The organism is Thalassospira sp. MIT1004 (assembly GCF_001858545.1).
GTDB classification, from domain to species: Bacteria; Pseudomonadota; Alphaproteobacteria; order Rhodospirillales; family Thalassospiraceae; genus Thalassospira; species Thalassospira xiamenensis.
Genome location: NZ_MCAO01000033.1, coordinates 484,321 through 496,580 on the forward strand (window position 1 = coordinate 484,321; position 12,260 = coordinate 496,580).

Here is a 12,260-nt window from a genome sequence, read left to right on the forward strand (position 1 = left end):
AATGGATGGTCGGAACAAACCGGGCGGTTGAAACGTTTCGTTTTCGCACCATATCTCTTTTAACCAAGTGTTAATCTATTGGTTGAGGGACGGGGCACACCTATCGAGCCGATAACCGCACAAGACGGATCGGCAACAGAGTTAGGAGGCCACTATGGAAAGAACGAAACACGTTCGTTTGCCTGACTATCTGCGGACCCCTCTGCCGGTTCATGCCGGACATGCAAAAATTGTCGATTTCCTGCTTGCTGATGCCGACCTTCCTGACTGGTTACGTGCCGATTTGCACGGCCAGGGCCGTTATCGCCCGGCCCGCGGTGCGATCCGTTCGGTTCTTGACCTGCGTGAACGGTTTCACGGCGTTCATGCACCGGTCAGTATTGAAGAATTCCGTGATGACCTGGACGAACTTGCGCGCCATCTGCCGGGGCCGGATCAAACAACCATTAAAATTGATGCCAAGGTCCGGATTTACTGGCGTTACCTGCAAGGTGTTGAACGCCAGATATGGCGTGCAACCATTTCAAGGGCCCATGTGGCGTTAAATCATTTCCCGGTGGTTCGCGAATTGAAGTCACTGATTGCGGATGTGGTTTCGACGCGCAACTGGCTTGAGCGTCGGCTCGAAGTGATCGAAAAAAGCTTCCAGAAACCGGTTCATGCCCCGAATGATGCGGTGCGCAAGGCATTGCTTCGCCTGCGTCAGATGTCGCCGGGCGACCGGTTGCAGTTATTTAACAAGGCGCGGATGCGTCGCCCCGAATTGCGTAATACCGACATGCGTGAGCCTGATAAATGGGCCGATTTGGTGACCGGCGACCTTGGTTTATCGTCAGGCTGAAGGGCTAAAAGATATATCGATTGACCGAGCCCGGCGGGTTTCGGGGGATCGCACCCGTTACGGGTGCAAGAGCGCGGCTGGAAACGGCCGCGCTTTCTTTTTGGGTGGTTGTCTATTGCCCGCCAGACGGGCAAACTCACAAAATTGATTTTCCGGGGGTATGGATGCGCGCGTTTGTTGCCGTTGCTGGTTTTGTTTTGCAATTTTCTGCAGGGGTCGGCATCGCGGCGGCGGATGACTGGCCAACGGTGCCGGACGGGTCGCTGCATTGGCAGTTGCAGGGTGACATTGATGTTAGCGGCAATATCCGCGTAATCGATAGCGATCTGTTTGAAACGACGGCCGAGCAGGTTCGGGAATGGCACGCGGCCGGTATTTTCCCTATTTGCTATATCAATGTTGGTGCGGTCGAGGAATGGAACGACGATTACGGACAATTCCCAAAGGGTGTCATCGGGAATCCCTATTGGGGGTGGGAAGGTGAAAACTGGCTTGATATCAGCCGCTTTGACCAATTCGCCCATATTATGGAAGTCCGGCTTGACCTGTGTCGGGAAAAGGGTTTTCTGGCTATTGAGCCGGATAACATTGATGCCTATGAAGCGGATACAACCAACAAGAAAACCGGGTTCGATCTGACACGGTCCGATCAGGTTCGATATATCGGATGGCTGATTGAGCAGGCGCATGCGCGCGGGCTTGCCATTGGGCAGAAAAATGCTGCCGAACTGGTGCCTGATCTGATCGACAGAATGGATTTCGCCCTGCTTGAATCATCTTATCGGTTTGGCTTCATGGATGCGTTTTTGTCCTATGTGCAGATGAACAAGCCGGTCTTTGCCATTGAATATATCGAAGAGGGGGTCAATCCGGACCGGTTCTGCCCCGAAGCCCGAAAATACGGTTTTCAGGGTGTCATCGCGCATGTCGAACTGGATCGAAAACCCGAAAACTGTCCTTGATCCGGCGTACGCTTCGCCGCATTGTTCGGGCAGAAATGCAAAGGGATGAAGCAATGACCGACACCAACACGCCCAATACCGATCTCAATACCCGCCACGACGAAAAAATGAAGAAGATCAAGGCCGCGCGCGACAAGATGATGGCGCAGAAGATCGACAAAAAGGGCCTGATCATCGTTCATACGGGTAAGGGGAAAGGCAAATCATCGTCGGCATTTGGCATGGCGATGCGCTGTGTCGGGCATGACATGAAAGTTGGCGTGGTCCAGTTCATCAAAGGCGGCTGGGAAACCGGCGAGGCAAAGCTTTTGAAGAAATTCCCCGATCTTTGCGAATTTCACGCCATGGGAGCGGGCTTTACCTGGGAAACCCAGAACAGGGCGCAGGATGTGGCTTTGGCACGTGAAGCCTGGAACAAGGCGCTTGAGATGATGCGTGATCCAAGCTTTGCCATGGTTATCCTCGACGAGATCAACATCGTTCTGCGCTATGATTTCCTGCCCCTTGATGATGTTCTGGCAGCCTTGGCCGACAAACTGCCCGACCAGCATGTAGTCCTGACCGGGCGTAATGCGCCTGATACCCTGATCGAGGCGGCAGACCTTGTGACCGAGATGACAATGATCAAACATCCGTTCCGCGAACAGGGCATCAAGGCGCAGATTGGTGTCGAGTTCTGATTTGCGGTCTTGGCATACAGCCAGATAAAAGAAAGTTTTGAAACCGGAATGAGCGTGCGCCCTGTTCCTGCTTTGATGTTGCAAGGTACCGGTTCGGATGTTGGAAAATCCTTGCTGGTGGCGGGCCTGTGCCGTGCCTTTGCGCAACGGGGGCTTCGGGTGCGACCATTCAAACCGCAAAACATGTCCAATAATGCGGCCGTAACCGAAGATGGTGGCGAAATTGGCCGGGCACAGGCGTTGCAGGCGCGGGCGTGCGGTGTGCCTGCGTCGGTCCACATGAATCCGGTTCTGTTAAAACCCCAAAGTGAAATTGGTGCTCAGGTCGTGGTACAGGGCAAGGTCCTGACCAGTGCGAAGGCACGGGATTATTATCGGTTAAAACGCGATTTGCTGCCGCGTGTGGTGGAAAGCTTTGATCTGGTTTCTGCTGATGCCGATTTTGTGCTGGTCGAAGGTGCCGGATCACCGGCCGAGGTTAATTTGCGTGCCGCCGATATTGCCAATATGGGCTTTGCCGAGGCGGCCAAAGTTCCGGTCGTTCTGGTGGGGGACATTGATCGGGGCGGGGTGATCGCATCAATCGTCGGTACGCATGCCCTGCTGTCCGAGGGGGACCGTCACTGGCTGCGCGGTTATATCATTAACAAGTTTCGCGGCGATGTGTCGCTGTTTGAGCCTGCCTTGCAGATCATTCATGATCAAACCGGGCTTGAAAGTTACGGTATCGCAACATATTGGCAGGGGGCCAATCGCCTGCCGGCCGAGGATGGCGTGGCGCTTGAAAAAGCCGGGCGTTATGTGCGGTCGGGCGTGGATGAGAACCGGATCAGGATTGCAGTGCCGCACCTGCCGCGGATTGCGAATTTTGATGATCTTGATCCGCTTGCCGCCGAACGAGATATTGATCTTCTGATCATTAAACCGGGCGAAGTTATTCCTGCCGATATTGATCTGGTACTTTTGCCTGGCAGCAAATCGACCACATCCGACCTTCGTTTCCTGAAACAGCAGGGCTGGGATATTGACATTCTGGCGCATTACCGCCGGGGTGGCCATGTCGTCGGAATTTGCGGTGGTTATCAGATGTTGGGGCGCATGGTCCATGATCCCGATGGTATAGAAGGTGCGGCGGGATCAGAAGCCGGGCTTGGATTGCTTGACGTTGAAACCGTGATGGGCGGTGACAAGACGCTGCGTCAAACCACCGGGCTGGCGGGACTTGGTGGGGTTATGGCCGATATCCCGGTCAGTGGTTATGAAATCCATATGGGCGAGACAACCGGGCCGGATCGTGACCGAAGCTGGCTTTGTCTTGATGGCGGGATTATTGACGGTGCGCAAAGTGCCGATGGACGAGTTACGGGATGCTATTTACATGGCCTGTTTGGCAGTGATCCGTTCCGGTCGGCTTATCTGAGCGCGATCGTCAACCGGGACCGGAACAGTACCATCGATTTTGAAGCTGGCATTGATGCCGCCCTTGATGAACTGGCCGATCATGTTGGGGCGTGCCTTGATCTTGACGGGCTTTTGGCATTGGCACAAAGCCGGTCAGGATGACAGGATGACAAAAAGCGCAAGATTGGTGCTGTTTGGCGCGACAAAGCCTTTACATCGGCGCATTTGCGTGGTTTGAGAGAATTTGAAATTCCGGTCCTGTAATGAATGGCGCACAGACGCCATATGGTATCAAACTGCCATATGCGGCCCGGTTTGCAAAACGTTCATCCTTGGTTGGGTATCTTCAATTCCATGCGTCAATTACATCATTTCTGGCTATCACCGTTTTCGCGCAAAGTGCGTCTGGTTCTGGCCGAGAAGAAGCTTGAATTCGAGCTTAAGGCAGAACCTGTCTGGGAGCGACGCGATGCGTTTCTGTCGCTGAATCCGGCGGGCGAAGTGCCGGTTCTGGAAGAAGAAGATGGCACGGTGTTGTGCGATTCAACCGTCATCTGCGAATATCTGGATGAAGTTTATACCGACACGCCGCTTTTGGGTTCGGATGCCAAGGAACGTGCGGAAATCCGCCGCCTTGTTGCGTGGTTTGATGGTAAGTTCAACCGCGAGGTCACCGATCATCTGCTCGGCGAGAAATTGTTGAAACGATTCTTTTCGACCGGGACGCCGGATACCAAAATCCTGCGCGCCGGGCGGACCAATGCGGCCTATCATCTGGATTATATCGGCTGGCTGTTTGAACGCCGGAACTGGCTGGCTGGCGAACATCTGACCATGGCTGATATTGCTGCCGCGGCACAGATTTCTGTCATTGATTATATGGGTGACATCAACTGGTCGAAACATCCGCGTGCCAAGGATTGGTATATGCGGATCAAAAGCCGCCCCGCGATGCGCGATATTCTGGCGGACCGGCAGGCAAGCTTCCCACCGTCCCCGCATTATGCAGATCTGGATTTTGAATGACGGGTTCGTCGAAGGTCGACAGCTTTTACCCGCAAGGTGGCCTTAACGCCGCCAGCTACGACCTTCGTGCCGATCTTGATCGCAAATTATTCGAAGACCCGATTCCGTTTTATCGCGATATTGCCGTCAAAACCGGTGGCCCTGTTCTTGAACTGGGGTGTGGCACCGGGCGCATTGCGGCTGCCATTCACGAGGCCGGTATCGCGATTGAAGGACTTGATCTTTCCGATGCGATGCTGACCAAGGCACGGACGAAATATCCCGATATGGTCTGGCACAAGGGCGATATGTGCGACTTTGATCTGGGACGGAGATTTGCCCTGATCATCATCCCGTTTCGTGGTTTTCAGGAAATCACCGATGGCGAGGATCAGAAACGCTGCCTGATGACGGCCTCTGATCATTTGCTGCCTGGCGGGATGCTGGTTCTTGATCTGATTGATCCCGACCTTCAGTATTGCCTTCCGGAAGGTGATCCGGAAAGTGTTGAACTTCCGCTGTTTCCGATGCCAGAAGGTGTTGGAGCACAAGATAGCAGGTTGCGGATCACCGCAATGGAGCGAACAAGCGACCCCCTGACCCAGCGGTTTGAAGAACACTGGCGGTTCGAGGAAATCGATCCGTCAGGAAAGGTTCTGCGATGCGAGGATTGCTGGCATCACATGCGATGGGTTCATCGTAGTGAAATGCGCCTGATGTTAGAGATTTCAGGTTTCATTTCGGTGTCGGAATTTTCGGATTTCAAAGGCAGCCCGCCGCGATATGCTGCCAATCAGGTCTGGATGGCAAAACGACCGGACTGATGTCCGGCCGTTTGTTCATCCATTTTGCGCGGGCTTAGTTCCCGACGAATTTCTTTGCCCCTGCAAGGGCTTCTGCACGTTCATCATCGGGCAACGGGACCAAGCCATTTTCGGCAAGCAGGCCTTCCTCGCCAATCACCGTGTCCGAGGTATAGGTCGAAATGAACGAGCCAAGCGTTCTGACCAGTTGCTGGTGATCATCTTTAACATACAGGTAAAGGGCGCGCGATCCAGGATAGCTTCCGTCAAGGATCGTATCGTAATCGGGGGCAACGCCATTGATCGATACACCCTGCATGGTGTCGCGATTGCGGTCCAGGTTGTTGAAACCCATAATGCCGTAGGACTTCGGGTCTTTCTCAAGTTTGCTGATGACCAGACGATCATTTTCACCGGCAGCGATATAGGCACCGTCTTCGCGGATGGTGCGGCACAGAAGGCGGAAGCTTTCGGGGTCGCTGGCTTCGAGGCTGGCGATGTCACTGAAAGTTGCGCATCCCTTGTCCATGAGAAGCTGTCCCATAAGGTCGCGTGTACCCGATGTCGGCGGCGGACCATAGACGCGTATCGGAATATCGGGCAGGTCGGCATCGATATCGGACCATTTGACATTCGGATTGGGAACGCTTGCGCCCTGAACCGGGACAGTACGGGCCAGTGCCAGATAAAGCTGCCGTGCAGTCAATGACATGGTCGGTGCATTACGTCCTCCCATAAGCACGATGCCGTCGTAACCGATTTTTATTTCGCTGATATTGCGTACCGAATTGGCAGCACAGATGGCGGTTTCCGACCCGGTGATCTGGCGTGATGCATCGACAATATCGGGATATTCCGCACCGATCCCGCCGCAGAACAGTTTAAAACCGCCACCAGAACCGGTGCTTTCAACCACCGGGGCGGGTTCACCGGTGGTCTTGCCGAAATATTCGGCGACCTTGGTGGTCAGCGGAAAGATGGTCGAAGAACCGACAATTCTTATCTGGTCACGCGCCTGCGCAGTGTTTGCGGCAAGCATCATGGATATGGACGCGGCGATGGCGGTCGTGGCAATCAAACGACGCATGGGGTCCCCCGGCTGAAAATCTGGCGATATGGTCCCGAAACCGGCGGGCACATATCAAGTACGGATCAGAACCTATTCCGATCCGGTTTGAACATCCATCTTTTCTATATTCGCTCTTGCCGCATCAGCGACAGGGGTTCCGTTTGAATTTTCTATGACAGTTAGATAATCCTGACGCGCAAGGTCATTGTCTTTGTTGATCCGGTGCAGGTTCGCACGTTCAAAAAGCGCCTGAATATTTTGGGGCGAGAGTTCCAGCGCGCGTTGAATATCGGTCATGGCAAGGTCGTATGTTTCAAGCATGCGCCATGCCGTGCCGCGATAAATCAGTGCTTCGACATTGTTTGGATCAAGATCAAGCGCGTTGTTAAGGTCATCGATTGAATCCCAATACTGACCGGCCATGCCAAGTACCATTGCCCGATCAACCCAAAGGGTCGGATCGTTTTTAACAATGCCAAGTGCGCGGGACTGGTCGCGCCAGGCAAATTCCAGATTTCCCGCCATCATCCAGCTTTGTCCTGCTTGGGCCAAAAGCCCGGCGACAACCTGTTGGGGGGATGTGCTTTCATCGGCAAGTGCATCAAGGCGGGTTGCGGCTTCTTCGTATTTTTCAAGTGCAATCAGGGCGACCGCAACGCAATGTTTCGCCGGTTCACCGCCGCCCATATCGCGCCACGCGATGGCGCTTTCAAAACCGTCTTCGGGTTTCAGGCGGGCGAGTTTCAGGCAGTCCTGATATTGTTTGGCGTCCTCCGCGCTCATATCCGTGCCTTGCGCCAAGGCTTGCCTTTGCAGGCCGAGCGAAACCAGAACCATGCCAAACAAAGTCATCGTAACAAGGGATGATGCGCGCAGGGTTTTGCGTGCAAGCAGTTCAGACATGATGGGCCTTTCAGTTTGGCGTTGGTTGCAAGGCGGATCGATAATGATCAGCATAGGCGGATGTTGTCGATTCTGACCAGAAGCCGTTTATAAGGGCCGCATTGCAAATCATGAAAGCGGCAAGAAAATGATTGTGATTTCAAAGTTTCCGAAAACCGACCGGAAAGCTTTTGTCATGCGCGTTCAGGGCCGATAGTGTTCCACACACAAAGATAGTCGCCCCGGCATATGGATTTGATAATGACCGAAAAGCTGTTTTGCTTCGGATTGGGATTTTCAGCGCGCCTTGTCGCAAATCAGTTACGCGAAGAAGGCTGGGAAATTGCCGGCACCACGCGTAGCGCAGAAAAGGCCGATAAACTGCGCGCAGAGGGGATCGAGCCGCACATTTTTTCCGATGACAAGCCGGTTGCCGATATTCGCGATGCCTTGAAAGATGTGACACATGTCCTGATTTCTGCACCGCCGGGTGGAAATGGTGATCCTGTTCTGGCCCATCATGCCGGTGATCTTGCCGCGCTGCCGGGTGGTACATGGATCGGATATCTGTCGACAACAGGTGTTTATGGCGATTACGACGGTGCGACCGTCACCGAAGATGACGACCTGATGCCAAGCGGCAAACGTGGTCGCAGACGGGTGGCCGCAGAAAAGGCATGGTTCGATCTGGGGCAGCGTCATGATCTTTGTGTGCAAAGTTTCCGATTGGCCGGGATTTACGGACCGGGACGTAATGCCCTGGAAACGGTTCGATCCGGACGGGCGCGGCGGGTTGTAAAGCCCGGACAGGTTTTTTCACGTATCCATGTCGAAGATATTGCACAGACGGTTCTGGCATCCATCAAACGTCCGAATGCCGGTGCGGCTTATAATGTGTGTGACGATGATGCCGCTCCTCCGCAGGATGTGATCGCGTATGCCTGTGGTTTGCTGGGTATGGACCCTCCGCCGGAGGAAGATTTCAAGACGGCATATCTGAGCCCGATGGCTGCAAGCTTTTATGAAGATAACAAGCGGGTTGCCAATGACCGGATCAAGGCCGAACTTGTTGTGAAGCTGCGTTTTCCCGACTACAAGGCGGGTTTGCTGGCGCTCCATGATGAAATATTGGCCAAAATCAACGGGGGCGGGACACATGCGCTTTAAAAGCGCATTGTTGACGCACCCTATGGGTCGTATATAACCGCTTAGGAATTTTGATCGGGCCGATATCCGCATTTGGCCCTGATGGTACCCAGCGCCGGATCGTGATGGCGGGATCATCGCGACATTACCGACCGGCAAGGAGAGAGCAAGCATGGATCGTCGTATCGCAACCGTTTTTGGCGGCACCGGATTTGTCGGGCGTCATATCGTCAAGCGCCTGCTTGAGCGCGACTTTATCGTCCGCGTTCCGACCCGCAGCTTTGAGCGCGTCAAGAAACTGAAGCCGATGGGCTATCTTGGGCAGGTGGTTCCGGTGCATTGCGATGTCCGCAATGAAGAGTCGCTCAAAAGCGCGATCGAAGGTTCGGAAGCGGTGATTAATCTGCTGGGCATTCTGTATCAGCGCGGCAGCAGCAGTTTCATGAATATCCATGTCAAAGCGGCCAAGCGTATTGCCGAGGAAGCCAAGGCATGCGGTGTGAAAACCTTCCTGCATATGTCGGCGCTTGGTGTGGATAAGAACCCGCATGCGCTTTATGCGACTTCGAAACTGGCTGGTGAAAAAGCTGTTCGCGCAGCCTTCCCGGATGCGGTGATTTTTCGTCCGTCGGTTATCTTCGGCCCGGAAGACAATTTCCTGAACCAGTTTGCCACCATGGCGCGCTATTCCCCGGTTCTGCCGGTCATTGGTGCGCCGGGCCTGCCGAAGGTTGAACTCGACAAAGGCAAGGTCGACATGCTTGGCGATGGCGGACCGAAATTCCAGCCGGTCTATGTTGCCGACGTTGCCGAGGCATTCGTGACGGCACTGGTCGAAGGTAAATCTGCGGGTAAAACCTATGAACTGGGGGGGCCGGAAGTCTATAGCTTCAAGGGACTCCTGCGCGATATGCTGCAGATCACCCGCCAGCGCGCCATTCTGATGCCGGTGCCGTTCTGGCTGGCGTCGATCAAGGCGTTTTTCCTGCAATTCCTGCCAAAACCGCTTTTGACCCCGGATCAGGTTCGTCTGCTTAAAACCGATAATGTCGTGTCTGACGGTGCCGAAGGTTTTGCCGAGCTTGGCATTACGCCCAACAGCGTTGAAGCAATTGCGCCGACCTATCTGAAGCGTTTCTGCCCGCCGCGCAAAAGCGGTGAGTTCCGGCGTTTCGTCTAATCACTAAATCTTTCAGAACTGATATTAAAATCCCCGCCGATTATTTCGGCGGGGATTTTTGTTGATTTCAGGCATTCTCAAGCAGCCTAACCGGCGCGAACACGGGCTACAAAGCTGTTGGCTTCGTCTTGCAGACGATGGGCCTTTTGCAGAAGCTCTTCGGCAGTGTTGCGGGTTGAACCTGACAGTTTCTGAACTGCCTCGGCGGCACGCGATACATTGAGCATGTTTTCAGACACGTGACGCACACCGTTGGCGGCTTCTTCCGATCCGCTGGCAATCTCGGCCGTGGCAGAACCCTGTTGACGCATGGCGGCTGCGATCGAGCTTGAGATCGTATCGATTTCGCCGATAGTCCGGGCGATGGTCGAAATCATCTCGACGGCTTCGCTGCTGACCGAACGCATTTCTTCGATCTGCTTGCCGATATCCTCGGTCGCGCGCTGGGTTTGGGATGCCAGATTTTTGACCTCGTTTGCGACCACGGCAAAACCCTTGCCTGCGTCACCGGCTCGCGCGGCTTCTATGGTAGCGTTAAGGGCCAGCAGGTTGGTTTGGTCAGCAATGGTCGTGATCAGTTCAATGACTTCGCCAATGCGATTTGCCGTGTCAGACATCTGGCGAACGGTTTCATCAGATTTGCGGGCTTCGGAAACGGCAGCGCGGGAAACTTCCTCTGCCTTGGAAACCTGTCGTTCGATTTCGGCAATCGATGCAGACAGTTCCTCGGTTGCGGACGAGACCGAGCTGACATTCTGGGATGCATTCTGGGATGCTTCGCTGACTTCGATTGCGCGGTGAACGTTGTCACCGGCGTTATGTGCCATGTTGTCGGCGGCATCGCGCATGTCACCAACCTGGGACAGCAGTTCCGTGACCAGCCCATTGACGGAGCTTTCAAAGCCGTTCGCCATTTCCAGCAATGCTTCGCGACGTTGTTGTTCCGCACGAATTTCTGCGGCTTTGTTTTCTTCCCGAAGACGTTCTGCTTCCTTCGCGTTTTCCCGGAACAATTCGACTGCCGATGCCATATCTGCAATTTCGTCGCTGCCATGATCGGTTACCGGTGTTTCAAGGTCGCCTTTGGTCAAGCGATCCATGGCAACGTTCAATCCGATCAGACGGGCCAAAAGGTTGCGTTGGACATAAAGCCATATGATCAGTGCAGAAATAATCAGTGCTGCGGTCGCAACCCCGATCATGATGTTTTTCGCAATGCCGATGGTGGTTGTAACCCCCTGATTGGCATCGTTGATTTTCGCGCGCATATCTTCCAGAAGTTGTTGCGCGGTTTGGGCCATTTGTTGGGATGTCTCTGTTGTTTGTGTCAACAGATCGGTCAGCAAAGCTTCGCTAACGAATTCGTTCTGACGCAAATTGAACAGATTGTTACTGCCGTTCGATGTCAGACCATTTGCAATTGTTTCAACCGACGATCTTGCCGTTTCGCGATCTTCATCCGACGGAATTTCATCTGAGCCACTTTGCATTTGGGGGATAAGCGGCGTTGATAAATTCTTGATCTTGTCGAGTTCTTCGGGGCTGCTTGCCGTGAAAGTCATGCGGGCCAGTGCGGGAATCTTAAGTGCCACCGCGCGCAGTTCCAGCATGTTCTTTGTTGTTGGCGCGTCCTCTCCGCGAAGCGTATTCAGCGTTTGAAAGACTTCTTTGGTTTTCTCCGGATTGCGGACCAGGCCATATAGCTGGCTTAAGTTGTTTTCCAGATTGCTGTTCGCCATGTCACTGGCGCTGATTGTGATCGATTCAATTTCATTCACGGCGCGAATGATGTCACTCATGATAAGTTGACGCGTTTTCTGCGTGTCAAATCGTGACTTCATGATATCGGACAAGCTATTAATATTATTGATCATCTTCCCTGTTTGTTGGGAGAATGAGCTTAGTATTTCGCCATCAATATCGTATCTGGCCAACTCGGCGATTTGATCGTTCATGCGATTTTCGATCATGCCGAGTGCTTTGGTCGTGTTTTCCAACTGTGCTTCTGATTGCGCAGTTGTGACACGACGCGCCATGCCTGTGACGGCATCGCTAAACGCGCTTAGTTCCTGGCCGGAAATCAGGGCCGGGATAGCTTCTTCTGCTACGACTTTTTGCTGTTGTTCTGTGATTTGGAAAGAAAAAACCGCTAGGGCGGCGGCACATACAGCGAGCAAGGCGATTGGCACAATTGCCAGCATCAGCCTTCCGCGCAAACCAATTTTGCCGGTCATGACAATTCCCATTAAAGGATTTCAGGGTGTCGGCGGCTTATTTTGCCCTTCTCGACT

11 protein-coding genes are annotated in these 12,260 nt (G+C 53.8%); 8 read left to right on the forward strand and 3 right to left on the reverse strand.

The genetic code is table 11. The features are described 5' to 3' along the window. Positions 1-154 precede the first annotated feature (154 nt). The 6 genes from BC440_RS13815 to BC440_RS13840 all read left to right on the forward strand — a co-directional run bounded on the left by BC440_RS13815 (position 155) and on the right by BC440_RS13840 (position 5,713). Positions 155-841, forward strand: coding sequence for a hypothetical protein (locus tag BC440_RS13815; RefSeq protein WP_063092168.1), 687 nt, complete (start codon positions 155-157; stop codon positions 839-841). Between the two features lie 164 nt (positions 842-1,005). Further along, positions 1,006-1,803 (forward strand): endo alpha-1,4 polygalactosaminidase, encoded by a 798-nt coding sequence (locus tag BC440_RS13820; protein WP_223304944.1) that lies wholly within the window; start codon positions 1,006-1,008, stop codon positions 1,801-1,803. Between the two features lie 53 nt (positions 1,804-1,856). Next, positions 1,857-2,483, forward strand: a complete 627-nt coding sequence (cobO, locus tag BC440_RS13825; RefSeq protein ID WP_063092167.1) for a cob(I)yrinic acid a,c-diamide adenosyltransferase — start codon at positions 1,857-1,859, stop codon at positions 2,481-2,483. 48 nt (positions 2,484-2,531) lie between these two features. After that, on the forward strand, positions 2,532-4,046 hold the full coding sequence (locus BC440_RS13830) for a cobyric acid synthase (RefSeq protein WP_063092166.1): 1,515 nt from the start codon (positions 2,532-2,534) through the stop codon (positions 4,044-4,046). Positions 4,047-4,238: 192 nt separating this feature from the next. Beyond that, positions 4,239-4,910, forward strand: coding sequence for a glutathione S-transferase family protein (locus BC440_RS13835; RefSeq protein ID WP_037989310.1), 672 nt, complete (start codon positions 4,239-4,241; stop codon positions 4,908-4,910). Continuing rightward, complete coding sequence (locus BC440_RS13840) at positions 4,907-5,713, forward strand: class I SAM-dependent methyltransferase (protein ID WP_063092165.1); 807 nt, start codon at positions 4,907-4,909, stop codon at positions 5,711-5,713. Before BC440_RS13835 ends, BC440_RS13840 begins: the two co-directional genes overlap by 4 nt. 34 nt (positions 5,714-5,747) lie before the next feature. Here BC440_RS13840 and BC440_RS13845 read toward each other — a convergent pair whose 3' ends face one another. After that, entirely contained in the window at positions 5,748-6,779 is a 1,032-nt protein-coding gene (locus BC440_RS13845) for a substrate-binding domain-containing protein (protein WP_063092164.1), read from the reverse strand. Positions 6,780-6,851: 72 nt separating this feature from the next. Next, on the reverse strand, positions 6,852-7,664 hold the full coding sequence (locus BC440_RS13850; RefSeq protein ID WP_223304946.1) for a tetratricopeptide repeat protein: 813 nt from the start codon (positions 7,662-7,664) through the stop codon (positions 6,852-6,854). Between the two features lie 240 nt (positions 7,665-7,904). On the opposite strand from BC440_RS13850, the gene BC440_RS13855 reads away from it, so the two are divergent. Beyond that, entirely contained in the window at positions 7,905-8,810 is a 906-nt protein-coding gene (locus BC440_RS13855; RefSeq protein WP_063092162.1) for an SDR family oxidoreductase, read from the forward strand. Between the two features lie 151 nt (positions 8,811-8,961). Continuing rightward, entirely contained in the window at positions 8,962-9,969 is a 1,008-nt protein-coding gene (locus tag BC440_RS13860; protein WP_063092161.1) for a complex I NDUFA9 subunit family protein, read from the forward strand. An 86-nt stretch (positions 9,970-10,055) separates the two neighbouring features. Here BC440_RS13860 and BC440_RS23155 read toward each other — a convergent pair whose 3' ends face one another. Next, entirely contained in the window at positions 10,056-12,203 is a 2,148-nt protein-coding gene (locus tag BC440_RS23155; protein ID WP_158526691.1) for a methyl-accepting chemotaxis protein, read from the reverse strand. Between the last annotated feature and the right edge of the window lie 57 nt (positions 12,204-12,260).